The 26,072-nt window shown below is 39.1% G+C and carries 29 protein-coding genes and 1 riboswitch; of the genes, 28 read left to right on the forward strand and 1 reads right to left on the reverse strand.

The genetic code is table 11. The features are described from left to right. The first annotated feature begins 101 nt into the window (after positions 1-101). The 6 genes from SB717_RS20450 to SB717_RS20475 all read left to right on the forward strand — a co-directional run bounded on the left by SB717_RS20450 (position 102) and on the right by SB717_RS20475 (position 5,111). Positions 102-1,106 carry a FecCD family ABC transporter permease gene (locus tag SB717_RS20450; RefSeq protein ID WP_074681682.1) on the forward strand — a complete coding sequence of 335 codons (1,005 nt, stop codon included), beginning with the start codon at positions 102-104 and terminating at the stop codon, positions 1,104-1,106. Further along, on the forward strand, positions 1,103-2,152 hold the full coding sequence (locus SB717_RS20455; RefSeq protein ID WP_098621246.1) for a FecCD family ABC transporter permease: 1,050 nt from the start codon (positions 1,103-1,105) through the stop codon (positions 2,150-2,152). Before SB717_RS20450 ends, SB717_RS20455 begins: the two co-directional genes overlap by 4 nt. Positions 2,153-2,178: 26 nt before the next feature. Continuing rightward, positions 2,179-3,006: an ABC transporter ATP-binding protein gene (locus tag SB717_RS20460; RefSeq protein ID WP_013059664.1), complete on the forward strand. Its 828-nt coding sequence runs from the start codon at positions 2,179-2,181 to the stop codon at positions 3,004-3,006. Positions 3,007-3,109: 103 nt separating this feature from the next. Further along, positions 3,110-3,766 (forward strand): IucA/IucC family C-terminal-domain containing protein, encoded by a 657-nt coding sequence (locus SB717_RS20465; protein ID WP_410904569.1) that lies wholly within the window; start codon positions 3,110-3,112, stop codon positions 3,764-3,766. Further along, positions 3,759-4,016: a YusU family protein gene (locus tag SB717_RS20470; RefSeq protein WP_410904570.1), complete on the forward strand. Its 258-nt coding sequence runs from the start codon at positions 3,759-3,761 to the stop codon at positions 4,014-4,016. The genes SB717_RS20465 and SB717_RS20470 overlap by 8 nt, the downstream gene beginning before the upstream one ends. 177 nt (positions 4,017-4,193) lie before the next feature. Beyond that, entirely contained in the window at positions 4,194-5,111 is a 918-nt protein-coding gene (locus tag SB717_RS20475) for a proline dehydrogenase family protein (RefSeq protein ID WP_074681674.1), read from the forward strand. A gap of 79 nt (positions 5,112-5,190) precedes the next feature. Here SB717_RS20475 and SB717_RS20480 read toward each other — a convergent pair whose 3' ends face one another. After that, positions 5,191-5,340, reverse strand: a complete 150-nt coding sequence (locus SB717_RS20480; protein ID WP_013059660.1) for a YuzL family protein — start codon at positions 5,338-5,340, stop codon at positions 5,191-5,193. A 184-nt stretch (positions 5,341-5,524) separates the two neighbouring features. On the opposite strand from SB717_RS20480, the gene SB717_RS20485 reads away from it, so the two are divergent. The 22 genes from SB717_RS20485 (at position 5,525) to SB717_RS20590 (ending at position 26,063) form a co-directional block, all read left to right on the forward strand. Next, positions 5,525-7,906, forward strand: a complete 2,382-nt coding sequence (locus SB717_RS20485) for a 3-hydroxyacyl-CoA dehydrogenase/enoyl-CoA hydratase family protein (protein WP_410904589.1) — start codon at positions 5,525-5,527, stop codon at positions 7,904-7,906. Between the two features lie 12 nt (positions 7,907-7,918). Continuing rightward, positions 7,919-9,097, forward strand: coding sequence for an acetyl-CoA C-acetyltransferase (locus SB717_RS20490; protein WP_014457877.1), 1,179 nt, complete (start codon positions 7,919-7,921; stop codon positions 9,095-9,097). 23 nt (positions 9,098-9,120) lie between these two features. Then, positions 9,121-10,905: an acyl-CoA dehydrogenase family protein gene (locus SB717_RS20495; protein ID WP_182006508.1), complete on the forward strand. Its 1,785-nt coding sequence runs from the start codon at positions 9,121-9,123 to the stop codon at positions 10,903-10,905. Between the two features lie 115 nt (positions 10,906-11,020). Next, positions 11,021-11,377 carry an arsenate reductase family protein gene (locus SB717_RS20500; protein WP_013059656.1) on the forward strand — a complete coding sequence of 119 codons (357 nt, stop codon included), beginning with the start codon at positions 11,021-11,023 and terminating at the stop codon, positions 11,375-11,377. A gap of 135 nt (positions 11,378-11,512) precedes the next feature. After that, on the forward strand, positions 11,513-11,896 hold the full coding sequence (gene gcvH / locus SB717_RS20505) for a glycine cleavage system protein GcvH (protein WP_074681668.1): 384 nt from the start codon (positions 11,513-11,515) through the stop codon (positions 11,894-11,896). 79 nt (positions 11,897-11,975) lie between these two features. After that, positions 11,976-12,221 carry a YusG family protein gene (locus SB717_RS20510; protein ID WP_013059654.1) on the forward strand — a complete coding sequence of 82 codons (246 nt, stop codon included), beginning with the start codon at positions 11,976-11,978 and terminating at the stop codon, positions 12,219-12,221. A gap of 181 nt (positions 12,222-12,402) precedes the next feature. Continuing rightward, positions 12,403-12,753, forward strand: coding sequence for a toprim domain-containing protein (locus tag SB717_RS20515; protein WP_025752660.1), 351 nt, complete (start codon positions 12,403-12,405; stop codon positions 12,751-12,753). 14 nt (positions 12,754-12,767) lie between these two features. Then, positions 12,768-13,067 carry a thioredoxin family protein gene (locus SB717_RS20520; protein ID WP_033580445.1) on the forward strand — a complete coding sequence of 100 codons (300 nt, stop codon included), beginning with the start codon at positions 12,768-12,770 and terminating at the stop codon, positions 13,065-13,067. A gap of 180 nt (positions 13,068-13,247) precedes the next feature. Next, positions 13,248-13,355, forward strand: a riboswitch (SAM riboswitch). Positions 13,356-13,486: 131 nt separating this feature from the next. Continuing rightward, on the forward strand, positions 13,487-14,512 hold the full coding sequence (locus SB717_RS20525) for a methionine ABC transporter ATP-binding protein (protein ID WP_074681666.1): 1,026 nt from the start codon (positions 13,487-13,489) through the stop codon (positions 14,510-14,512). After that, positions 14,505-15,173 carry a methionine ABC transporter permease gene (locus SB717_RS20530; protein ID WP_016765829.1) on the forward strand — a complete coding sequence of 223 codons (669 nt, stop codon included), beginning with the start codon at positions 14,505-14,507 and terminating at the stop codon, positions 15,171-15,173. The genes SB717_RS20525 and SB717_RS20530 overlap by 8 nt, the downstream gene beginning before the upstream one ends. Before the next feature lie 17 nt (positions 15,174-15,190). Further along, positions 15,191-16,027 (forward strand): MetQ/NlpA family ABC transporter substrate-binding protein, encoded by an 837-nt coding sequence (locus SB717_RS20535; protein WP_013059649.1) that lies wholly within the window; start codon positions 15,191-15,193, stop codon positions 16,025-16,027. Positions 16,028-16,149: 122 nt separating this feature from the next. Next, on the forward strand, positions 16,150-16,515 hold the full coding sequence (locus tag SB717_RS20540) for a carboxymuconolactone decarboxylase family protein (RefSeq protein WP_016765828.1): 366 nt from the start codon (positions 16,150-16,152) through the stop codon (positions 16,513-16,515). A 238-nt stretch (positions 16,516-16,753) separates the two neighbouring features. Beyond that, a complete protein-coding gene (gene sufC / locus SB717_RS20545) occupies positions 16,754-17,539 on the forward strand; it encodes a Fe-S cluster assembly ATPase SufC (RefSeq protein ID WP_013059647.1) in 786 nt (261 codons plus the stop codon). 17 nt (positions 17,540-17,556) lie between these two features. Further along, positions 17,557-18,864 carry a Fe-S cluster assembly protein SufD gene (gene sufD, locus SB717_RS20550; RefSeq protein WP_013085340.1) on the forward strand — a complete coding sequence of 436 codons (1,308 nt, stop codon included), beginning with the start codon at positions 17,557-17,559 and terminating at the stop codon, positions 18,862-18,864. Further along, complete coding sequence (locus SB717_RS20555; RefSeq protein WP_013059645.1) at positions 18,864-20,084, forward strand: cysteine desulfurase; 1,221 nt, start codon at positions 18,864-18,866, stop codon at positions 20,082-20,084. The genes sufD and SB717_RS20555 overlap by 1 nt, the downstream gene beginning before the upstream one ends. After that, positions 20,074-20,508 carry a Fe-S cluster assembly sulfur transfer protein SufU gene (gene sufU / locus SB717_RS20560; protein ID WP_013085338.1) on the forward strand — a complete coding sequence of 145 codons (435 nt, stop codon included), beginning with the start codon at positions 20,074-20,076 and terminating at the stop codon, positions 20,506-20,508. Before SB717_RS20555 ends, sufU begins: the two co-directional genes overlap by 11 nt. 45 nt (positions 20,509-20,553) lie before the next feature. Beyond that, the gene (gene sufB / locus SB717_RS20565) at positions 20,554-21,951 is read left to right on the forward strand and encodes a Fe-S cluster assembly protein SufB (protein ID WP_013059643.1); all 1,398 of its coding nucleotides are present in this window, start codon (positions 20,554-20,556) and stop codon (positions 21,949-21,951) included. A gap of 102 nt (positions 21,952-22,053) precedes the next feature. Beyond that, complete coding sequence (locus SB717_RS20570; RefSeq protein ID WP_074681662.1) at positions 22,054-22,908, forward strand: DUF72 domain-containing protein; 855 nt, start codon at positions 22,054-22,056, stop codon at positions 22,906-22,908. A 131-nt stretch (positions 22,909-23,039) separates the two neighbouring features. Next, positions 23,040-23,342: a YunC family protein gene (locus tag SB717_RS20575; protein WP_013059641.1), complete on the forward strand. Its 303-nt coding sequence runs from the start codon at positions 23,040-23,042 to the stop codon at positions 23,340-23,342. A gap of 89 nt (positions 23,343-23,431) precedes the next feature. After that, positions 23,432-24,184 (forward strand): sporulation protein YunB, encoded by a 753-nt coding sequence (gene yunB, locus SB717_RS20580; RefSeq protein WP_013085335.1) that lies wholly within the window; start codon positions 23,432-23,434, stop codon positions 24,182-24,184. A 248-nt stretch (positions 24,185-24,432) separates the two neighbouring features. After that, positions 24,433-25,947 carry a sodium-dependent transporter gene (locus SB717_RS20585; RefSeq protein ID WP_410904571.1) on the forward strand — a complete coding sequence of 505 codons (1,515 nt, stop codon included), beginning with the start codon at positions 24,433-24,435 and terminating at the stop codon, positions 25,945-25,947. After that, positions 25,947-26,063: a methionine/alanine import family NSS transporter small subunit gene (locus tag SB717_RS20590; protein WP_016765823.1), complete on the forward strand. Its 117-nt coding sequence runs from the start codon at positions 25,947-25,949 to the stop codon at positions 26,061-26,063. Before SB717_RS20585 ends, SB717_RS20590 begins: the two co-directional genes overlap by 1 nt. Positions 26,064-26,072 lie beyond the last annotated feature (9 nt).

Raw genomic sequence — 26,072 nt, forward strand, 5'->3', positions numbered from 1 at the left:
AAAAATGAAAATGATTCTCAAAATCATTGACACTTTTTTCAATGTTTCCTAAACTAAAGGTTAGATATATATAGGAATCATCTTAGAGGAGAGCAATGAAAATGATGCTACGCAGTGTTCAAATGAAAGTAATGGGGCTCATCATTGGAATCATGCTGCTTTTAATCTGTATTGGATTAAGTATCGTACTGGGATACACAGATACAAATATCAAAACAGCATTTGAAGCTTTTCAAGCGTTTAACGGTTCGAATGAGCACATAGTTATTCAAAATATTCGATTGCCGCGCGCTATAATCGGTGCTGTGGTAGGTATTTGTTTAGGAATTGCAGGAGCAATGATGCAGGCGTTAACGAAAAACCCACTTGCTTCACCGGATATTATTGGTGTGAACGCTGGGGCCAGCTTTTTTATTGTTGTTGCAGTGATGATTTTTTCGGTCAATTCACTTCAAGCTTTTACATGGATTGCATTTGTAGGAGCGGCATTAACCGTAGTGGTTGTCTATTTTCTTGGGTCCATCGGAAAAGAAGGATTAACGCCTATTAAACTGACGCTCGCAGGAGCGGCTATTGCAGCCTTTTTCTCTTCTTTAACACAAGGACTGCTGGCTGTGGATGAATCTTCGCTTGATCAAGTTCTCTTTTGGCTGGCTGGGTCTGTGCAAGGACGCAAGGTGGAAATGCTGTATGGCATACTGCCTTATGTAGTGCCAGCAATTATTGTTACTTTTTTTATCGCTTCAAAAATTAATATTTTAACGATTGGTGAAGATGTAGCTAAAGGATTAGGTCAAAGAACGGCTCTTGTCAAAATTATAAGCGGAATCATTATTGCAATCTTAGCCGGGGGAGCCGTTGCAGTAGCCGGTCCGATTAGCTTTGTAGGAATCATTGTTCCTCACGTTGTAAGAGCAATTGTAGGACAAGATTATCGCTGGGTATTTCCCTATAGTGCGGTTGTCGGTGGGATTTTAATTTTATTAGCTGATGTTGGCGCAAGGTACGTCATTATGCCTCAAGAAATCCCTGTTGGAGTCATGACTGCTGTTATTGGTACACCTTTCTTTATCTATATGGCAAGGAAAGGGGCGAAGGCGTCATGAAAACATACTTATCTCTTCGTTTAAAGAGAATTTCATTTTTAGTTAATATAAAAGCTGCTCTAATCATTATCGGATTTTCAGCTGTCCTTGTTGCACTCTTTTTGGTAAGTGCAGGTACGGGTGATTTATTTATCAATCCTTTTCGTGTGATTAACATTTTAGCGGGGCATGGACTGGAGTTTGAACGGTTAGTTGTTACCTCCTTTAGACTTCCGCGCATTATCGTTGCCATTTGTGCCGGTATTTGTTTAGCCATTGCCGGTGCTATCTTGCAGGGGCTTGTGAGAAATCCGCTTGCTTCACCAGATTTAATCGGACTAACAGGAGGAGCGTCAGTCGGTGTGGTGTTATTTTTGACACTATTTAGTGATAAAAGCAACTCGTTAACCGTAAGTATTAATTGGATGCCTGTTAGCGCATTTTTAGGTGCATTGGCAGTGGCGCTTTTACTTTATGTGTTTGCCTGGAAAAATGGCGTCTCTCCTATTACACTAGTATTAATAGGAATTGGATTAACAGCGTTAACGAAAGCTATGACCACGCTGTTTATGATTATGGGTCCTATCTATCGCGCCAGTCAGGCAAATATTTGGATTACGGGAACGGTGTATGGCTCAAACTGGGCCAGTGTTTCCGTACTAGTTCCTGTTACAATAGGGCTGGTTATAATCACAATTTTAATGATTCGAAATTTAAATGTTCAAGAATTAGGTGAAGAAATTGCGACTAACGTTGGAAGTCGCGTTCAAAAAAATCGATTGGCACTATTGCTGATGAGCACAGCTTTAACAGGAAGCGCCGTTGCATTTGCAGGCGGAATTAGCTTTGTAGGATTACTTGCTCCACATATTGCCCGAAAGCTTGTAGGTTCATCATTCGGAGCTTTAATACCACTATCGGCACTAATCGGAGCGATTTTAATCACAGCAGCAGATTTAATTGGCCGAACATTCTTCTTGCCAATCGAAGTGCCAGCAGGTGTATTTACAGCTGCAATTGGCGCACCGTACTTCATTTATTTACTATACAAACAAAGAAACGTATAGCATTCTTTGTAGAAGGAGCGATTCGCATGCATTCATTAGAAACAAAATCGCTAACATTATCATATGGAGAAGCGATGATTATAGATGAGCTTGACGTTACCATCCCAAAGGGTGAGATTACGGTTTTTATCGGCAGTAATGGATGCGGAAAATCTACGCTGCTGCGTTCACTAGCAAGATTATTAAAGCCACATGCCGGCTCTATTTTACTAGAAGGCTCTAAAATTTCCTCTCTTCCTACAAAGGAAATTGCAAAGCAGCTAGCAATCCTTCCGCAAGGTCCTGTTGCACCTGAAGGATTGACTGTGCTGCAGCTTGTTAAGCAAGGGCGCTATCCGTATCAAAATTGGTTCCGTCAGTGGTCTCAAGAAGATGAAGAGAAAGTACAAAACGCGCTTGAAGCCACAGGTTTAGCAGACTTGGCTGATCGTCAAGTTGATTCGCTTTCCGGAGGACAGCGTCAGCGCGCATGGATTGCCATGACATTAGCGCAAGATACGGATATTATTTTACTTGATGAACCAACAACGTATTTAGATATGACGCATCAAATTGAGATCTTGGACTTGTTGTTTGAACTCAATGAAAAAGAAAATCGTACCATCGTAATGGTGCTGCATGATTTAAACCTAGCCTGCCGCTATGCTCATCATATTGTGGCGCTTCAAGATAAAAAAATCTATGCACAAGGAAGACCAGAAGAAGTCATTAACTGCGATTTAGTACAGCGAGTCTTTAATATGAACTGTGAAGTGACGGTGGATCCGTTATTTGGAACACCTCTTTGTATTCCTCATGGGCGCGGACGGTGTATTGTGAATAAGCTGCGCGTTGAAACGCAGCATGCTCAATAAGAAAGAGCAAAGCGAGTTAGCAGAAAAATTTCGCTGTACGTTTAAAGATAACTCGCTGTATAGGTTGTCTCCCTCCAGCTGCATGGATGAAAGTACGCTGAGAGTGGAGTTGCTATGGATTCAACAGACGATGGAGGCTGCTAACTTGAGAGCAGCTGCTTCCATGTTAGCGAAGCGATATAGCTTTGTTGCGGTGGCGGCTTTGTATTCATTTATTGTGTTTCAAAAAAAGATAAACGCATCGACTGAAAATGTTTTGTTGCATACAGAAGACGCTGAAACGATGTGGCTTCCAAAAGTGTTTATCTCAGAAATTGAGACAATAGAAGTAACAGAGGGCAATCGGAAAATTCTTCTTGATGAACTTCTTGATGAATTGTTTACTCATCAAATTGAGCCGATATGGTCAGCACTGTGTAAAGTAACAAAAATTTCAAAGCTGACGCTGTGGGAAAACGTAGCTGTTTATATCCACTGGCTTTACGATTTGCTTTTAGCAAATGAAGAAATAGACAATGTGGAAGTGCAAAAAGTTTTACAGTACGTGTTAGAAGAAGCTGAGGGACATCAATTTGGTTCATATCATCATAATCCACTTGCTCGGTACAGTCCACTTCCTCAATATGTAGAGAAGCAAAAGCAGGAGGTAAGAGTTCGGCAAACGTGCTGTCTGTCTTACCAAACAGGAGCTAAAGAGACTTATTGTCGAACGTGTCCGGTTATTTGTAAACCAAAGAAAGGAGTGATTGTGCATGAATAAAACCTTTCAAGATCAATTCGACGGTTTGATTGAAAAGTATACGGAACTAATGGTGGGTGAAAGTGACGAGCAGCTGCAGGGAAAAGTGAAAATGTGGGCACTTTACAACCATATCTCAAAATCTATGCCGCCTTTAACAAAGCATTGGAATCAATTATATCCAGAAGCAAAAGCGGAAATGGTCGAGATTGTGAAGGAAATAAAAGAGCTGAATGAAGCGCATCGAGCGGCACAGCGAAAACCAGAATAAAAACATTCATCACAAAGCTGATGGATGTTTTTTTATCAAAAAGCTCTCGGTCGCTTTTTGATTTTGTATGCATATGTTAATAAAGGGTGCCTATCTATCTAGTTTAAAAAATGGTAAAATTAATGATAATTAAATAAAATTTGTGAGGTGTATGACAAGTGAAGGCGGGGGGTTGCTTTGGAACAAACGATAAGAAACTTTTTTTTATTGTTATCAAAAAGCAAAAAGTTAACAAAGCTGGCTAAGCGCTATGGCTTACGTTTTGGAGCAGCACGTTTTGTTGCAGGAGAAACCATCGACGAAGCGGTTAGTGTGATAAAAAAGCTAAATGAAAAGGGGTTAAAAGTAACGATTGATTATCTGGGAGAATTTGTGGAAAGTGAAGCTGAAGTCGATCATGCAGCGGCTCAATGCATAAAGGCCATCCACCTTATACACAAAGAAAGATTAGATTCAGAAATTTCTTTAAAATTAACGTCTATGGGACTGGATATTTCAGAAGATTTAGCGCTTCATCATATGCGGCGTATTCTTGAAGAAGCAGAAAAATATAGCGTATTTGTGACGATTGATATGGAGGACTATAAGCGCTGCAGCAAGACGATTAAGCTATTTAAACAATTAAAAAATGAGTATGAACACGTAGGGACTGTGCTTCAAGCATACTTATATCGTACAGAAAGTGACGTCCGTGAATTAGATGCTTATGCTCCTAAATTAAGGTTAGTGAAAGGAGCGTACAAAGAAGCGGCAGATGTGGCGTTTCCTGATAAAGAAGACGTTGACGAAAACTTTCAGAACATCATTGGACTTCACTTATTAAACGGCCACTACACAGCAGTTGCTACTCACGATGAACGAATCATTCAGTATACAAAAGAGTTTGTTAAAAAGCATGGAATTTCAATGAATCAGTTTGAATTTCAGATGCTATACGGCATTCGATCAGAAAGGCAAGTTCAGCTCGTAGCAGAACAATATAAAATGAGAGTTTACGTTCCTTATGGAACGGACTGGTATGGGTATTTTATGAGGCGCCTTGCAGAAAGACCTGCAAACGTCGCATTTGTCTTAAAAGGAATCGTAAAAAAATAATAGTGAAATGGTCGTGATGACAAAGTAAGAAATAATCAAAAATCGAACATGATTCGATTACTCATGTTCGATTTTGAGGTTAATGTCCTTGAGTATTATGCTTTGTGTACTGTTGGTTTTGAGATGTCTTTTTGCCGCGACCGTGCGGTTCATTAACCGGTCCAGCATTTCCTTTAACGCTTGCTGCGCTTACGCCTGCTGACGATGGATCCTTCTTTAATTTGCTCACAAAATCACCTCCTGTGTATTAAGATAACCAAACACATTAAAAATAGTTAGAGATAATATTGTGAATATATTGCGAAAATTTAAAAAATGTTTTATAGTAAAAACAGAGATTAACTGTGACTCTCTTTTTTTACACATAAAATGAATGACCATTCATTCAATATATTAAAGGGGATGTGGGGATAATTATGAACATAAAAAAAGCCGCCGTTTTAGGTTCAGGAGTTATGGGCTCTGGAATTGCAGCTCATTTAGCAAATGTAGGAATTCCAACGCTTTTGCTAGACGTGGTTCCAACTTCATTAACAGCAGACGAGGAAAAAAAACAGCTAACGCTTGAAGATAGGCAAGTGAGAAATCGGTTGAGTACAACTGCTCTAGCTAAATTAACGAAGCAAAAACCGGCGCCTTTAACGTCTAAGTCGTCACTATCGTTAATTACGCCAGGGAATTTTGAAGATCATTTGCAGCAGTTAAGTGAGTGCGATTGGATTATTGAAGTAGTAGTCGAACGTCTTGATATTAAACAGCAGCTGTTTGAAAGAATTGACAGTGTGCGAAAAAAAGGAAGTATCGTAAGTTCAAATACTTCGGGAATATCCATCCATGAAATGGCCAAAGGACGCTCAGAAGATTTTAAAGCGCATTTCTTAGGAACGCACTTTTTTAATCCACCGCGTTATTTAAAGTTATTAGAAATCATTCCAACTCATGAGACAAAATCAGAAATTGTTGAATATATGAAAACGTTTGGTGAAGATGTATTAGGTAAAGGAGTAGTTATTGCAAAAGATACGCCTAACTTTATCGCCAACCGTATCGGTACGTACGGTTTACTTGTGACCGTTCAAGAAATGTTAAAAGGTAATTACAGCGTGGGAGAAGTTGACTCTGTGACGGGTCCCTTAATTGGAAGACCAAAAAGTGCAACGTTTCGAACGTTAGACGTAGTGGGACTAGACACATTTATTCATGTGGCCAACAATGTGTTTGAAAAAGTGGAAGGCAAAGAAAAAGAAGTATTCGATGTGCCTTTATTTATGAAACAAATGCAGGAAAATGGCTGGCTAGGAAGCAAGTCGGGGCAAGGCTTCTTTTTAAAGAAAGGCAAGGAAATTCTAGAACTTGATCCTAGTACACTTCAATACGTCGAGAGAAAGAAGTTAAAAACAGCTTCTACGGAATTAAGCAAGCAGGCAAAAGGGCTGCAAAACAAAATGAAAGCGCTTATATATGCTGATGATCGTGCTGGGCAGCTTCTTTGGAACATCATCAGTCCCGTTCTTGTGTATGCAGCTCAGTTAAAAGATGAAATTGCCGACGATATCGTGGCTATTGATCAAGCTATGAAGTGGGGGTTTGGCTGGAAACTGGGTCCGTTTGAGACTTGGGATGCAATTGGTTTAGAAAAATCAATTGAGAAGATGGAGCAGGAGGGCTTAGCAATTCCGCAGTGGGTAAAACAAATGCAGGAAAACGGATTTACAAGCTTTTATAAAGAAATGGAAGGTCAAACGCTTTACTACGAAGATGATGAGTATAAAGCGGTAAAAGAAAATAAAAAGGTGATTCACCTGTCATCTTTACGCTCTCAAAATAATGTCATTTTAGAAAACAGCGGAGCGAGTTTAATTGATTTAGGAGATGATGTGGCGTGCCTGCAGTTTACTTCTCCTAACAATGCAATTGGGCTAGATATTATCAGCTTATTAAATCAGTCTCTTGAAGAAGTGAATAAGAACTATAAAGGGCTGGTCATAGGAAATCAGGGGAAAAATTTCTGCGTTGGCGCTAACTTAGCTATGATTTTAATGGAAGCACAAGATGACAATTATTTTGAAATTGAATTTGTTATTAAACAATTTCAACAGGCAATGATGAAGGTGAAATACAATGAGAAGCCGGTTGTTGCAGCTCCGTTTGCAATGGCTCTTGGAGGCGGAGCAGAAATTTGCTTGCCGTCAGCTAAAATTCAAGCTTCTGCTGAAACTTACATGGGCCTTGTAGAAGTAGGAGTCGGGTTAATTCCTGGCGGAGGAGGTAACAAGGAGCTTTATATCAAACAGTTAAGTGGTTTACCTAACGGTGTAACGCTCGATCTTCAGCAAATTGCGAATAAAACATTTGAAACAATTGCTACTGCAAAAGTATCAGCTTCTGCTGCAGAAGCTAGACAGCTAAACTTTTTAAATCGCCATGATGGCATCAGCGTAAACGGAGATCACTTGCTGAATGACGCGAAGAGCTCCGTCCTTGCTTTACATGACACGGGCTATAAACCGCCTGTAAAAGCTAAGGTTCCTGTCGTTGGAGAAACAGGATATGCAACGTTGCTGCTAGGAGCTCAATCCATGAAGTATTCAGGATATATATCAGAACATGATTATAAAATTGCTAGTCAGTTAGCATTTGTGTTAGCTGGAGGACGTGTAGCGTTTGGTTCGGAAGTTGATGAAGAGTATTTGCTGGACTTAGAGAGAGAAGCATTTTTAAGCCTGGTTGGAGAAGCGAAGTCTCAAGAACGTATGCAGCACATGTTAGTTAAAGGAAAACCACTGCGCAATTAAGGAGGAGAAAAAATGAGAGAAGCAGTTATTGTAGCAGGTGCTAGGACACCGGTCGGAAAGGCAAAAAAAGGTTCATTGGCAAGTGTTAGACCTGATGATTTGGGAGCCATTGCGGTTAAAGAAACTCTTCGCCGAGCAGGCGGATACGAAGGACCAATTGATGATTTAATTATTGGTTGTGCGATGCCTGAAGCAGAACAAGGTTTAAATATGGCTCGAAATATTGGCGCTCTTGCAGGTTTGCCTTATACGGTGCCAGCAATAACGATTAATCGTTATTGTTCATCAGGTTTGCAAAGTATTGCCTACGGTGCAGAACGAATTATGCTAGGGCAAGCCAAAGCAGTATTAGCTGGAGGAGCAGAATCAATGAGTTTTGTTCCGATGTTTGGAAACGTAGCGCGTCCGAATGTTCAGCTGGTTGAAAATGCGCCGGAGTATTATATGGGCATGGGACATACAGCAGAACAAGTGGCGATGAAATACGGCATTTCACGTGAAGACCAGGATGCATTTGCTGTACGCAGCCATCAAAAAGCAGCAAAAGCGCTTCAAGAAGGGAAGTTTAACGACGAAATTGTTCCCGTGGAAGTGACGCTTCGAAAAATCGATGAAAACAATAAGCTCCGTGAACAAAAGCTGATGTTCTCTCAAGATGAAGGAGTTCGTCCTGGCACAACTGCGGACGTATTAGGGAAACTTCGGCCAGCCTTTTCGATTAAAGGATCCGTAACAGCTGGAAACTCTTCGCAGACAAGTGACGGAGCTGCATCCGTTTTTCTAATGGATAAAGAACAAGCTGAAGCAGAAGGCTTAAAGCCTTTGCTTAAGTTTCGCTCATTTGCAGTTGGAGGAGTTCCGCCTGAAGTAATGGGGATTGGCCCGGTCGCTGCCATCCCTAAAGCTCTTAAACTAGCAGGGCTGGAGCTTTCTGATATCGGGTTGTTTGAATTGAATGAAGCATTTGCTTCTCAAGCACTCGGCGTTATTCGTGAATTAAATATTAATGAAGATAAAGTAAATGTAAACGGAGGCGCTATTGCCTTAGGTCATCCATTGGGCTGTACTGGAGCTAAGCTTACTCTTAGCTTAATGCACGAAATGCAGCGTCGGAATGAGCAGTTTGGAATTGTCACCATGTGTATTGGCGGAGGAATGGGAGCTGCTGGTGTATTTGAGTTGTTAGCATAATCATTTCAAAGGGGGATATGAACATGTCAAATAAAACAAAACAAATGATTAAAGGCGGAAGCTTTTTAATTGAAGAAGGCGATGCAAGCCGCGTCTACACGCCGGAGGATTATACATCTGAACAAAAGATGATTGCCAAGACGACAGATGAATTTGTAGAAAATGAAGTTCTTCCACAAGTGGAATATCTAGAAAAGCATGAGTTTGAGCGCTCTGTAAAGTTATTAAAACAAGCTGGTGAATTAGGTTTACTTGGTGCAGATGTACCGGAGGAATACGGTGGACTCGGTTTAGATAAGATTACCTCTGCTTTAATTGCTGAAAAAATGTCTCGAGCAGGCGGTTTTTCCATCACTCATGGTGCTCACGTAGGAATCGGGTCATTGCCAATCGTCTTATTTGGAACAGAAGAGCAAAAACAAGCATATTTACCTGCTTTAGCAGTTGGGGAAAAAATAGCAGCATATGCGTTAACTGAACCTGGTTCTGGTTCCGATGCTCTTGGTGCTCGAACAACGGCTCGCCTTAACGCAGAAGGCACACACTATGTGTTAAATGGAGAAAAGCAGTGGATTACGAATGCTGGATTTGCTGATGTGTTCGTGGTGTATGCGAAAATCGACGGCGATAAATTTTCTGCTTTTATCGTGGAGCGCGAATTCCCAGGCGTTTCGGTTGGACCGGAAGAGAAGAAAATGGGAATCAAAAGTTCATCAACAAGAACATTAATTCTTGAAGATGCGCTTGTTCCAAAAGAAAACGTTCTGGGTGAAATTGGAAAAGGTCATGTAATTGCGTTTAACATTTTAAATATTGGGCGCTATAAGCTTGGAGTTGGAGCAGTTGGAGCAGGAAAACGTGCATTAGAAATTACGTCTCAATATGTTAATCAGCGTCAGCAGTTTAAAACGCCAATTGCTAAATTCTCATTAACACAAGAAAAGTTAGCCACAATGGCTTCTAAATTGTATGCAACTGAAAGCTCCGTATATCGTACGGTAGGACTTTTTGAAGACCATATGGGCCAGCTTTCAGAAGAACAGCAAAAAGACGGAAAGCAAATTGCTGCTTCCATTGCTGAATATGCTATCGAATGTTCATTAAATAAAGTGTTTGCCACGGAAGCTCTTGACTACATTGTAGATGAAGGCGTGCAGCTTCACGGAGGCTACGGTTTTATGAGTGAGTATGAAATTGAGCGTCTGTATCGCGATTCTCGCATTAATCGTATTTTTGAAGGAACAAATGAGATTAACCGTCTTTTAGTACCAGGCACATATTTACGCAAAGCGCTAAAAGGAGAGCTTCCACTGCTTCAAAAAGCACAAACGCTTCAAGAAGAATTGATGATGCTTATGCCGCAGGAAGTAGGAAATGAGCCGTTAGATCAAGAAAAAATGCTTGTGCAAAACGGGAAGAAAATTGCGCTGTTGCTTTTGGGATTAGCTGCACAAAAGTATGGCAAAGAATTAGAGAAAGAACAAGAAATTCTCGTTAATATTTCCGATATGATCAGTAACGCATATGCAATGGAATCTACTGTTTTACGTACTGAAAAAGCTATTTCCAAAACAGGAACAGATCAGAATAGCTTAAAATTAAAGTATACCCAAGTATTTTGCCAAGAAGCATTTAATCGAATCGAAGCAGATGCAAAAGAAACGTTAATTGGCGTTGAACAAGGTGATACGCTTAGAGTCATGCTTTCGTCTCTTCGCAAGTTAACGCGCTATACACCAATCAATGTGATTAGCGTAAAGCGTGAGATTGCGAAAACGCTTCTAGAAGTAGAGAAGTTCACAGTTTAAGGAAAAAGGAGCTCGTTTTGCGAGCTCCTTTTTGTTTAAGAAGCCTCTATCTAGGTAAATGATAAAGGATGTGTTAAAATACGAAAAAAGCTTAAAATAAAGGGTGGTTGACGAAATGTCATTATTTTTTTATTCATATCCAAAGTGTGGGACGTGCCGAAAAGCAAAGAAGTGGCTGGATGATAACGGAGTAGCGTATGAAGAAATTCATATTGTAGAAAACCCGCCAACAAAAGAGCAGCTGCAGTCTTATTATCAGAACAGCGGCTTAGAATTAAAAAAATTCTTTAATACAAGCGGTAAAAAATATCGCGAATTAGGGCTTAAAGATAAAGTAAGCAGTGCGAGTGAAGATGAACTTCTGTCTATTCTTGCGTCAGATGGCATGTTAATTAAGCGTCCGCTGCTAACAGATGGACAAAAAGTAACGCTTGGTTTCAAAGAAGAGCAGTTTGAAGACGTGTGGAAGTGAGTTTTCAAATAGAAAATTTTTACCTTTTACGTTACACTGTTAATAGGAAGTTATTTTAGGTTGTAGAAAGTGTTCTCCACGTTGAAGGCGCTTTTTATATAAACAAATTACGATACATATTTTGGAGGGATTAAGATGAGTACACCAAAAGATTTGCGTTATTCTGAAGAGCATGAATGGGTAAAAACAGAAGGAGACGTTGTCCGCGTAGGTATTACACATTTCGCTCAAGCTGAGCTTGGAGACATCGTATTCGTTGAACTGCCAGAAGTAGGAGCAACAGTAGAAGCTGACGAGCCGTTTGGCAGCGTTGAATCAGTAAAAACAGTTTCTGAGCTCTATGCACCAATTAGCGGTGAAGTTGTAGCAGTAAACGACAACTTAAGCGATAGCCCTGAACTTGTTAATGAATCTCCATACGAGGAAGCATGGATGATTACAATCAAACCATCTGATTCTTCTCAAGTAGACAAGCTAATGACAGCAGAGCAATACGAAGAAATGACAAACGAAGGATAATATTCCTCCATAAATTGTCTTTATGAAAAATTTTTGACTGGACACTCTATTAGTAAACAAACTAAAGGAGTGTCTTTTTATGTTTGAAAAACAAAAAATGGACGTTACAGATCGCGTTACAGCTAAATTTCATGACGGTGGTATGAAATTATATGTTGATAAGCAGCCAATTGGTGAAGTTAGTTACGGAACAAGCGGCAATGAATACCGCTTTGAAGAAGGATATTCGCAAGAAAATAATAAGTTTTATCAATATACGGACGTACAAAAACAAGGTGAAACGCAAAAATATACAGACTGCGACGAAGAAGCAGGATGGTGCTAAACAGTGGCAACTGCCGCTGTTTTTCTTGTTTTATGGAAACAATATGGCCTAAGCTGCCTTTTAAAACAGTTCTTTCTTGCAAATTTCTTTTAAAAAACAGGTGAACTGTGATACATTAACGAATATTGTATAGCATAAAGAAATGATGTTACTATACAACTGACGATTATGGGTGATGAAAATGGGGCTAATTGAAATTGAAAAAGTAATTATTGTCGAAGGAAAATCAGATAAAAAACGTATTCAAGATATCATTCGAGAACCAATTGAAATTATTTGTACAAACGGTACGATTAGTTTGTCAAAGCTGGATGAAATTATTGACTGTACGTTTAATAAAGAGGTATACATACTCGTTGACTCTGATGATTCAGGGAATAAGCTAAGAAAACAATTTAAACGAGAGCTTCCGGAAGCAGAGCATCTATATATTGATAAAATGTACCGAGAAGTTGCTGCCGCCCCTAGACATCACATAGCAACAGTATTACTGAGTGCCAATATCGATGTTAATGCAGAATTTTTAACATAAAAGGAATGAGCAACATGCAAGAATGGAGCGAAAAACAGCTTGATGATCAGTTGAAAGAAGGAGAAAGAGCGTTTATCTTTTTCCATACGCCTTTTTGCGGAACATGTCAGCTGGCAAAAAAAATGTTAACCGTGGCAGAAGCGATGCTGCCGGATGTAACCATCGGAATGAGCAATTTAAATTATATGCCTTCAAAAGCAGAATTATTTTCAATTGAAAGCGTACCTTGTTTGATTGAAGTGGAAAATGGTGAAATGGTAAAAAAACTCTACGCGTTTCATTCCATCGAGCACGTACTCGAGGAGCTTCGATAATCAAACGTTTGTTTAAAATGAAGAAATGGAAAGAGAGCGAACCGTTGGGGTTGTTGAAATCTTGGGATATTATCCCAAGAACAAAATCTGTTGACAGCCTATCTGACACATGCTAAAATCACACTCATGAATGTTCATAAATGAATGAATATTTCCCAAAAACAAAATAATTGTTGCGAACTCTTATCAAGAGAGGTGGAGGGACTGAGCCCTGTGAAACCCGGCAACCGTCAGACTAACTGAAATGGTGCCAATTCCTGCAAAGCTATGCGCTTTGAAAGATGAGAGAAAGGATTAAATATCGAGCCTTTCTGTCATGCGCAGAGAGGCTTTTTTAATGTGGAAAATTGTTTTAAGGCTTTTTCATCCTATAGGGCAACCTAACATAATTAAGTTTTTATTAAAGAAGGTGAAGAAATATGATTACATTAACAGACGTTACGAAAATTTATCAGGCCAAAAGCGGTCAAGTAACAGCTGTTGATAATGTGAATCTAACCGTTAACCAAGGTGAAATTTACGGAATTATTGGTTATAGCGGAGCGGGGAAAAGTTCTTTGATTCGCTTGCTAAACGGATTAGAAACACCAACGACAGGAACGGTTGAAGTAGCAGGTAATGATATTGGAAAAATTAAAGGCAGAAAACTCAGAAAAGCTAGACAAGAAATTAGTATGGTATTTCAACACTTTAATATTTTGTGGTCGCGTACGGTGAGAGAAAATATTGCTTTTCCGTTAGAAATAGCAGGGATTTCAAAAGAAAAAAGAATGAAACGAGTAGACGAACTCATTAAGCTAGTTGGACTTGAAGGTCGTGAAAATGCTTATCCATCACAGCTTAGCGGTGGACAAAAGCAGCGCGTTGGTATTGCTCGAGCGCTAGCGAACAATCCAAAAGTATTGCTTTGTGATGAAGCAACATCAGCGCTTGATCCTCAAACGACAGATTCTATTTTAGATCTGTTAGTAGATATTAATGAGAAGCTAGGGTTAACCATTGTATTGATTACTCATGAAATGCACGTCATTCGTAAAATTTGTCATCGAGTAGCCGTTATGGAAAATGGGGCAGTAGTAGAAGAAGGACAAGTGCTAGAAGTATTCAGAAAACCTAAGCAGCCGATTACGAAACGATTCGTTCAACAGATTTCTGAACCAGAGGAAACGTTTGAAACGATTGAACAAGTGAAAGAGCTGTATCCAAGCGGGCAAATTATTCAGCTGACGTTTGTTGGCGGAAAAGCAGAGCAGCCGCTCATTACAACGATTTTAAAACAGTTTGATGTAACGATTAATATTTTGCAAGGAAAGATTTCTCACACACAAACAGGTTCATACGGGACGTTGTTTGTTCATTTAGACGGAGAATTAACAGAAGTTGAAAAAGTCATTGCATACATTCATGAGCAGCAGGTAGAAGTGGAGGTAATGACAAATGCTTGAGAAACTATTTCCAAACGTTATTTTAGATGATTTTATTCAAGCGACAAATGAAACACTATATATGACGGCTATTTCAGTTGTAGCCACATTTGTTCTAGGTATTTTATTGGGCTTGCTTTTATTTTTAACGTCCAAAGGACAGCTTTGGCAAAACAAACCTTTATATGCCATTGTGTCAGCGGTTGTAAATATCTTTCGTTCCATTCCATTCATTATTCTAATTGTTTTACTGATTCCATTTACCAAAGCATTGGTAGGAAGTATTTTAGGTGCTAATGCAGCGTTACCTGCTTTAATTGTTGGAGCAGCACCATTTTATGCGCGTCTTGTAGAAATTGGTCTGCGCGAAATTGATAAAGGTGTGATTGAAGCTGCTAAATCAATGGGAGCAACAACAAGCACCATTATTTTTAAAGTGCTGTTACCTGAATCGCTGCCAGCTTTAATTTCCGGTTTGACGGTAACAACGATTGCATTAGTTGGCTATACGGCAATGGCGGGTGTGATTGGAGCCGGAGGTCTTGGAAACCTTGCATATTTAGAAGGATTCCAGCGCAGTCATAATGACGTAACGCTAGCCGCTACAATCTTAATTTTGATTATTGTATTTATTATCCAACTTATTGGAGATGCGATTACTGCAAAAATTGATAAAAGATAAAGGGAGGATTATTTATTATGAAAAAATGGCTTTCGGCTTTAGCGTTAACATCTGCACTAGTAGTGGGATTAGCTGCGTGTGGATCTAACAATGGATCAAAAGATGAAAAGAAAATTGTCGTGGGTGCATCTAATACGCCTCATGCTGAAATTTTAGAACAAGCAAAACCGATTTTAGAAAAACAAGGAATTGACTTAGAAATTAAAAAATTCCAAGATTACATCTTACCGAACACAGCTCTTGCAAACAATGAAATTGATGCAAACTACTTCCAGCACGTTCCTTATATGAATTCAGTGTTAAAAGATCACAAGGGTGAAAAAGGGTATGATTTCGTAAGTGCCGGTGCTATTCACATTGAACCAATTGGTATCTACTCTAAAAAATACAAAAGCTTAAAAGATCTTCCGAAAAACGGTACAGTTATTATGCGTGATGCGGTAGCTGAGCAAGGACGTATTTTATCGATTTTTGAAAAAGCTGGCGTGATCAAATTAAAGCCAGGCGTAAAGAAAATAGATGCACAAATTAAAGATATCGTAGAAAACCCTAAAAATTTAAAATTTAAAGCCGATGTTGAAGGCGGATTGTTACCTCAAATGTACAAAAATAATGAAGGTGATGCTGTTGTTATCAATGCTAACTATGCTATCGATGCTGGTTTAGATCCAGTAAAAGATCCAATCGCAGTTGAAAGCAAAGAAAATAACCCTTATGCAAACATCATTACGGTTCACAAAGGTGACGAAAATAAAGATACAGTGAAAGCTTTAGTAAAAGTTCTTCACTCTAAAGAAATTCAAGATTACATTAAAGAAAAATACAAAGGCGGAGTATTGCCGGTAAATAAATAATAGAAGAAAAGCACTTGCCCAGAGTGGGCAAGTGCTTTTTTTGTATGCGGCAAAACGAATAACTCTTATTTTTCTCACGCATACTAACCGTGAAAACTTTACTGATGATGGGAGCTGACGTTATGCAGCAAGAAGCACGTCATTCAACTGAGCAAGCACTTCATGACTATAAAATGGGTGTTGGGAAATTTAGTGAAAAATTGCCGGAAGTAACAAAAACGTTTAATGCGTTTACTGAAGCATGTTTTGGAGAAGGTTCTCTTTCTAAAAAAGAAAAGCAGTTAATCGCGTTAGGGATCAGCGTAGTAGCTCAAGACGAGTACTGTATGATTTATCATACAAAAGGCTGCATTGATCAAGGTGCAACTGAGCAAGAAATTTTAGAAGCATGCGGAGTATCAGCAGCATTTGGCGGAGGCGCAGCGATGAGTCAGTCCGTTACGCTTGTCCAAGAGTGTGTTTCAGAACTGACTAGCCACACGCACTAAGTAAATAAAGCGGGTAAAAAGCTTGTCTTAGAAGGCTCTATAGAGTCTTTTAAGGCAACTTTTTTATGAGTGGATTTAGTCTTAAAAAACGTACATAATGGTTTAAAACCTTTTGGGTCAAAAGGTTGCTATAAGTTTTCATTTGTTATAAGATTGTAATGAGAATAAAATGAGAATAATTAAAAAGATATAGGTATATCGTTTTTTACTATATACGTCTATAACTGGAGGTTTTAATATGGCAGGGTCAACTTTAACAATTAAAGATCTTCATGTTGCAATTGAAGGTAAAGAAATTTTAAAAGGTGTTAATTTAGAAGTTAAGGGCGGCGAAATCCATGCAATCATGGGACCAAACGGTACTGGTAAATCAACATTATCTTCAGCAATCATGGGGCATCCTAAATACGAGGTTACACAAGGAAGCATCACGCTAGACGGCGAAGATGTACTTGAGATGGAAGTAGATGAGCGTGCTCGTGCAGGTCTATTCCTAGCGATGCAATATCCAAGTGAAATCAGCGGTGTAACAAATGCAGACTTCCTACGTTCAGCAATTAATGCTCGTCGTGAAGAAGGCGAAGAAATTTCACTAATGAAATTCATCCGTCAATTAGACAAAAACATGGATTTCTTAGAAATGGATCAAGACATGGCACAGCGTTACCTAAATGAAGGTTTCTCTGGCGGTGAGAAGAAGCGTAACGAAATTCTTCAATTAATGATGCTTCAACCAGGAATTGCAATTTTAGATGAAATCGACTCTGGTTTAGATATCGATGCGTTAAAAGTTGTATCAAAAGGTATTAATGAACTGCGCGGCAGCGAGTTCGGTTGCTTAATGATTACTCACTATCAACGTTTATTAAACTACATTACGCCAGATAAAGTTCACGTTATGATGCAAGGTCGCGTTGTAAAATCAGGCGGACCAGAATTAGCACAGCGTCTAGAGGCAGAAGGTTATGACTGGATCAAACAAGAATTAGGTATTGAAGACGAAACTGTAGAGCAAGAAGCTTAAGAGTTAGGAGGATCTCTATGACTATTGATACGAAATTACCATTTGATCAAGAGTACATCAGCAGCTTTTCAAAAGAAGCTAATGAACCAAGTTGGCTGCTAGATCTTCGCTTACAAGCTCTTGCGAAAGCAGAAGATCTTGCACTTCCAAAGCCAGATAAAACAAACATTTCGAAATGGAATTTTACTGCTTTTGACAAGCACGCTTCACAGGCAAGCACAATCTCATCTGTAGAAGAGCTTCCAGAAGTGGTTAAAGCATTGATTGATACAGAAGCTGTTAAAAATCTATATGTTCAGCGTGACCAAACAGCTGCATACTCAACGTTAACAGAAGAGCTAAAGTCTCAGGGTGTTATCTTCACAGATATTCAAACAGCTGCTAAAGAGCATAGCGACCTTGTTGAGAAGTACTTCATGAAAGACGGAGTTAAAGTAGATGAGCACCGTTTAACTGCATTAAACGCAGCGTTATTAAACGGCGGTGTATTTGTATACGTTCCTAAAAATGTAGAAGTACAAGAGCCGCTTCAAGCTGTATTTGTCCGCGAAGATGAAGAAGCAGCTTTATTCAACCATGTGATTGTTGTAGCTGAAGACAACAGCTCAGTAACATATGTAGAAAACTACATTGCTACTGCTGAAGAGTCAAACGGTGTTGTCAATATCGTGACGGAAGTATTCGCTAACAGCAATGCAAAAGTAACGTTTGGAGCTGTTGACTACTTAGCTAAAGGCACAACTACTTATGTGAACCGCCGCGGCGTAGCGGGCAAAGATGGTCGCATTGAGTGGGCTTTAGGCTTAATGAGTGAAGGAAATACAGTTTCAGAAAATACAACGTATCTAATGGGCGACGGTTCATATGGAGATACAAAAACGGTAACAGTTGGACGTGGAGAGCAGTCTCAAAACTTAACAACAAGTATCGTACACTTCGGAAAACATTCTGAAGGCTACATTTTAAAACACGGCGTTATGAAAGAAAGCGCGTCTTCAATCTTTAACGGTATCGGTAAAATTGAACACGGTGCATCTAAATCAAACGCTGAGCAGGAATCTCGTGTGTTAATGTTAAGTGAAAAAGCACGTGGAGACGCAAACCCAATTCTTCTAATTGATGAAGACGATGTAACAGCAGGACACGCTGCATCTGTTGGACGCGTAGATCCAATTCAGCTTTACTACTTAATGAGCCGCGGTATTCCACAAACAGAAGCAGAACGTTTAGTTATTCACGGGTTCTTAGCACCAGTTGTAAACGAGTTGCCAATCGAAACGGTTAAAAAACAATTAACGGATTTAATTGAAAGGAAAGTTCGATAATGAATATCTCTGATATTCGTAAACAATTTCCTATTTTAGACCAAGAGGTAAATGGCAGCCCACTCGTTTATTTAGACAGTGCAGCAACTTCACAAAAGCCGCTTGCTGTAATTGAAGCGATTGAGAAGTATTACAAAGAATACAACTCAAACGTACACCGAGGTGTTCACACGCTTGGTACAAGAGCAACAGACGGATACGAAGGAGCTCGTGAAAAGGTTCGTAAGTTTATTAATGCAAAATCAACGGAAGAGATTATCTTTACGCGCGGTACAACGACAGCTCTTAATACAGTAGCTGCAAGCTATGGCCGTGCGAATCTTAAACCTGGTGATGAAATTGTGATTACTTATATGGAACATCACAGTAACATCATTCCTTGGCAGCAAGTTGCCAAGGAAACAGGTGCAACGTTAAAATATATTTCATTAACAGAAGATCATGCACTTTCACTAGAAGAGGTAAAAAGCACGATTACATCTAACACAAAAATTGTATCGATTATGCAAGTATCTAACGTATTGGGCACAATTAACCCAGTAAAAGAAATTGCAGAAATTGCACACGCTAACGGTGCAGTAATGGTTGTGGATGGTGCGCAAAGTACGCCTCACATGAAGGTGGATGTACAAGATTTAGACTGTGATTTCTTTGCTTTCTCTGGACATAAAATGGGCGGACCGACTGGAATCGGTGCTCTTTATGGAAAGAAAGAGCTTCTTGAAAAAATGGAACCAATCGAGTTTGGCGGCGAAATGATTGACTTCGTAAACCTATACGAATCAACGTGGAAAGAGCTTCCTTGGAAATTTGAAGGAGGTACGCCAATCATTGCAGGTGCCATTGGTTTAGGTGCAGCGATTGATTTCTTAGAAGAAGTTGGTTTAGATAATATTCAAGCACATGAGCACAAGCTAGCGCAATATGCACTGGATCGCTTATCGCAAGTAGATGGAATTACGATTTACGGACCGAAAGAGCGAGCGGGTGTTGTGACGTTTAACATTGAAGATGTGCATCCGCACGACGTTGCGACAGTAGTAGACGCTGATGGAATTGCGATTCGTGCAGGTCATCACTGTGCGCAGCCGCTGATGAAATATTTAAACGTATCTTCTACTGCACGTGCAAGCTTCTATCTGTATAACACGGAAGAAGAAGTAGATAAATTGGTGTCATCATTAATAAAAACGAAGGAGTATTTTACAAATGGCTTTTAATAATTTAGATACTCTCTATCGTCAAGTAATTATGGACCATTATAAAAACCCGCGTAATCGTGGAACGTTGAATGAAGATACTGTGAACATTCATATGAATAACCCGACGTGCGGAGACCGCATTGAACTTTCTTTAAAAGTAGAGGACGGCAAAGTGGTGGATGCAAAGTTCGAAGGTGAAGGATGTTCAATTTCAATGTCATCAGCTTCAATGATGACACAAGCAATTAAAGGTCAAGAAGTAGACAAAGCGTTTAAAATGGCCCATATCTTCTCTGACATGATGCAAGGTAAAGAGTATGATGATAGTATAGATTTAGGAGATATTGAAGCACTTCAAGGTGTAGCAAAATTTCCTGCGCGTATTAAATGTGCAACACTAGCGTGGAAAGCGATGGAAAAAGGTCTTAACGAACAAAAATAAGACCTTCATTCATTCCCAATCCTATCAAGTAGGGGGTAATAAAAGATGGCTAAAAAAATGCCAGAAATCGGCGATTATAAATATGGATTTTCCGATAAAGACGTATCAATTTTCCGCTCTAAACGCGGTTTAACAAAAGAAATCGTAGAAGAAATTTCTCGTATGAAAGAGGAACCACAATGGATGCTTGACTTCCGTTTGAAATCTCTAGAGCACTTCTACAACATGCCAATGCCACAGTGGGGCGGAGACATGGCAAGCTTAGACTTTGACGAAATTACGTACTACGTAAAACCATCTGAGAAGTCTGAACGTTCTTGGGATGAAGTTCCTGAAGAAATTAAACAAACGTTTGATAAACTTGGTATTCCTGAAGCAGAGCAAAAGTATCTTGCGGGTGTATCAGCTCAGTACGAATCTGAAGTGGTTTATCACAATATGAAAGAAGATCTTGAAGCGCAAGGTATCGTATTTAAAGATACAGATACGGCACTAAAAGAAAACGAAGATATTTTCCGTGAGCATTTTGGAAAAGTTATCCCGCCAACGGATAACAAATTCTCTGCTCTTAACTCAGCGGTTTGGTCTGGTGGATCATTCATTTACGTACCAAAAGGCGTAAAAGTAGATACACCGTTACAAGCTTATTTCCGTATTAACTCTGAAAATATGGGACAGTTTGAGCGTACGTTAATTATTGCTGATGAAGGCTCACACGTCCACTATGTAGAGGGCTGTACAGCACCTGTTTATACAACAAACTCTCTTCACAGTGCCGTTGTAGAAATCATTATCAAAAAAGACGCGTATTGCCGCTATACAACAATTCAAAACTGGGCGAACAACGTATACAACCTTGTAACAAAACGCGCGGTTTGTGAAGCAAACGCAACAATGGAATGGATTGATGGAAACATCGGTTCTAAGTTAACAATGAAATATCCAGCTGTTATTTTAAAAGGTGAAGGTGCACGTGGTATGACATTATCTATTGCACTTGCTGGTAAAGGACAGCACCAAGATGCTGGTGCAAAAATGATTCACTTAGCACCGAACACATCTTCAACGATCGTATCAAAATCAATTTCGAAACAAGGCGGTAAAGTAACATACCGCGGTATCGTACACTTCGGCCGTAAAGCAGAAGGTGCACGTGCGAACATTGAGTGTGATACGCTGATTATGGATAATCAATCAACTTCTGATACAATTCCGTACAATGAGATTTTAAATGATAACATCTCACTTGAACACGAAGCGAAAGTATCAAAAGTATCTGAAGAACAATTATTCTATCTAATGAGCCGCGGTATTTCTGAAGAAGAAGCGACAGAAATGATTGTAATGGGCTTTATTGAGCCATTTACAAAAGAGCTTCCAATGGAATATGCAGTAGAAATGAACCGTCTAATCAAATTTGAAATGGAAGGTTCAATCGGTTAATAATAGATAAAAACTCGTTTGCTGTTTATGCAAACGGGTTTTTTTGTATCGTTTGTATTAAAATAAAGAAAAGCGATGCTAAGAAAATAGAGGAGGAATGGCATGATTTATATTGGAGTCACAGGCTGGGGAGATCATGATTCATTATATGAAGCGGGTGTTTCATCAAGAGACAAGCTTGCCGTATACGCAGGCCATTTTCCAATTGTTGAAGTCGATTCATCTTTTTATGCAATTCAACCTAAATCAAATGTAGAAAAGTGGGTGAATGATACACCCGAATCTTTTCGTTTTGTGGTAAAAGCCTATCAAGGCATGACAGGGCATATGAGAGAAGGAAATCCGTTTGATAGCAAGGAAGAAATGTTTCATGCATTTTTAGAATCAGTGAAGCCGTACGTAAGTTCAAATAAGCTGGCCATGATTTTATTTCAAATGCCACCGTGGTTTGACTGTACAAAAGAAAACGTAGCCTATTTGAGATATAGCCGTGAGAAGTTTGGAGATTTACCAGTAGCCCTTGAGTTTCGAAATCAGTCTTGGTTTAAGCCGTTTTTCTACGATAAAACGCTAACGTTTATGGAACAAGAGAAGTGGATTCATGGTATTTGTGATGAACCTCAGGCGGGAGAAGGATCTATTCCCATTGTGATTCATGCTACGGATAAACAGAAAACACTCATACGTTTTCATGGACGAAACGTACACGGTTGGAACAAGCCCGCAGAAGGCAATTGGCGAGCGGTAAGGTTTTTGTATCGCTACAATGAAAAAGAGCTTCTAGAGTGGAAAGAACGTCTTGAAAAGCTGCAAAAGCAAACGAAGGACATTTACCTGTTATTTAATAATAACTCCGGCGGAGATGCTGTACATAATGCCAAACAGCTCATGAGTTTATTAAATATTAAATATGAGAATTTAGCTCCTAAACAATTAGATTTTTTTAATGAATTTTAGCACTGAGTTCTATAAAAGTTTATATAAACAAGGAAGAAGGAATACAAACGTCAAATAGGTAGAAAAGTATATGTAAAACCTCACTTTTTTCTTTCAAAATCATAAATTGATTAAGAAAGGAGTGAGTTACTATGATTACCTTAGCGCCTATCGTAATTGAAGGTCATACGTTTAACGCAGTTACCGTATTGCTCCCAAAAACAACTCTGTTAACAATTTCATCAGATAAAGGGTACATTATGTGCGGAGCACTAGACGTAGGTCTATTAAATGATAAATTAGCTGATCGTCAAATAATAGCTGGAAGAGCTGTAGGTGTACGTACAATTGAGCAGCTTCTTGAAGCGCCGCTTGAATCTGTAACGCTTGAAGCTGAAAAAAGAGGGATTTTTAAAGGAACAATTGGCAAAGATGCTTTATTGAAAATGCTTTAATATAGTCGAGAATTTAAGATAAAACTTTTTAAAAGAAGCGTGAACCTCCTTATACATGCATACATATAGCTTGTAAGGAGGGATTTTTTTTGGTTAAACTTCGTCGGAAATTAACAAGAAAAGGCCCGCTTCCTTTTCGTTACGTTCTGTTGCTCACCTTTCTTTTTTTTATGCTTTCCACAGGGGTAGGATTATGGCTAATTAATAGAGGGATTGAACCGACGTTAATGAAATATGCTGAAGCACAAACAAAAGAGATTGCAACTTTAGTTATTAATAAAGCGGTGAATAAACAGGTACTTGATCAACTGGACGTAGATGTCATTAAAGTGGAATCTACTCCTAACGGTCAAGTAGCCAAAATTGACACAGCGCTTGTAAATCGGGTTAGAGCTCAAACTACGTCATTTGTCCAGGCTAACTTAAAAGAAGCAGAGAAAGGGAATTTAGATGCACTTGAACTTCCAACAGATATTCGTATTGAAAAAAGTGAAAAGTTGCGGAATCAAGGAATTGTATACCAAGTTCCGCTTGGGCAAGCGACTAATAATGCGCTGCTTGGAAATCTAGGTCCGCTGATTCCGGTTAAATTTCATGCTATTGGTGACGTTCAAACAGACGTAGTGAGAAAAATCGAAGAGTATGGAATAAATAATGCGTTTCTTGAAGTATCTATCAAAGTAAAAGTAAACATGCAAATCATTATCCCATTTGCAACTAAAAAAACAACCGTTACGGCTACAATCCCGGTCGGAGGCACCGTTATTCCTGGAAATGTTCCTGACTATTTTAATGGTGGAAACTCATCTTCTCCGGCGATTGAACTTCCGAAGAAAAATTAACAATATTATATTAACGTGATAAAGTATTATTAAAAAAGCAGGTGCGGAAGTTCAAAAAGACTTTCATACTTGCTTTTATTCATTGGATAATTTGTCTGAATTTTCTATAAAAAATATTTTGACATACCATCTTCTCCCTTCTATAATTTGAGATAGGAAGTTATAGAAAGAATAATCTAAAAATTATAAAAATTCTCGTTGATCTACGATAAAAAGAGAGTAGGGAGAGAACAAGAGGGGGAATTACAGTGGAAAATAGGCCGCAGTGGGGATCAAGAGCAGGGTTTATTTTAGCAGCAGCAGGTTCAGCAATTGGACTAGGGAATATATGGAGGTTTCCAGCTACTGCATATGAAAACGGAGGAGGAGCATTTTTTCTTCCCTATTTATTTGCTTTGTTGACGGCAGGAATTCCTATTTTAATCATGGAGTTTGCTATAGGTCATAAATATAAAGGTTCTTCTCCTTTATCATTAGCGAGACTAAGTCCAAGGGCTGAGTGGCTAGGCTGGTGGCAAGTAGCTATTTCCTTTTTTATTTCAGTTTACTATTCCGTTATTATCGCGTGGGCGATGTCGTATTTTATCTTTTCATTTAAGTTAAGCTGGGGAAAGGATACGGAAGCGTTTTTATATGGAGATTATTTAAAATTAGCTGAAGCACCAGGACAAACAGGAAGCATCGTATTACATGTTTTAATTCCGCTTGTACTTGTATGGATTGTCACGTTAGGTGTGTTATTAAAAGGAATCAAAAAAGGAATTGAAGCGGCAAACAAAATCTTTTTACCAACACTAATTGTTCTATTTTTAATCATCGTCATTCGAGCAGTAACATTAGACGGAGCAATGGAAGGTCTGCACGCTTTCTTTAAACCAAACTGGAGCGCAATTGGAGATGGAAAGGTTTGGATTGCGGCATATGGTCAAATTTTCTTTAGTTTATCTGTTGGTTTTGCTATTATGATTACTTATTCCAGTTACCTTCCAAAAAAATCTGATTTAACTAATAATGCGTTTATTACTGGATTCGGTAATTCCGCTTTTGAATTACTAGCAGGAATCGGTGTGTTTAGCGCACTTGGTTTTATGGCTACTCAGCAAGGTATCCCAATCGATAAAGTGGTTCAGGGAGGGGTAGGACTAGCCTTTGTTGTTTTCCCGCAAATTATTAATGAATTTCCGGCCTTTAAACAGCTGTTCGGAATGTTATTCTTTGCTTCCTTAACATTAGCAGGATTAACATCGCTTATTTCAATTATTGAAACCTTTGTAGCAGGCATTCAAGATAAATTTACTATCTCACGTACAAAATCTGTATTAATAGGCGGAGGAATCGCTTCAATTTGCTCGCTGTTATTTGCAACACAAGGCGGACTTTATTTCTTAGATGTGGTCGACTATTTCATTAATAACTTCGGAGTTGCTTTAGCAGGCTTAGTAGAAGTTGTATTAGTTGCTTGGGTATTTAAAAAGTTGAGCAGCCTTCAGCAGCATGCAAATGAAGTCTCTGATATCCGAATGGGATCATGGTGGAAAATATGTTTAGGAGTCGTTACACCACTTGTACTTGGGTATATGATGTTTGATAACTTCCGGAAAAATATTTCGGAAAATTACGAGCAGTATGCAACGACTTTTGTAGGTCCTTTTGGTTGGGGCGTGGCAGCTCTGGCTGTTATTTTAGGAATTGTTTTCTCTTTTGCACGATGGAAAGATGGGACGATGCGTTTGTCAGTTAAAGAGAAGGGGGTTTCCAAATAATGGATGGAAGTTCAATCACAATGATGGTTGTAGGGATGGTCATCATATGGGGCGGCTTGGCCGCGAGTATTGCTCATGCTGTGAAAAAAGCAAAAGAAAGCAAAGCATCAGGATAAAAAAACAGG

Source organism: Priestia sp. SIMBA_032, from assembly GCF_046535215.1.
GTDB lineage: Bacteria > Bacillota > Bacilli > Bacillales > Bacillaceae_H > Priestia > Priestia aryabhattai.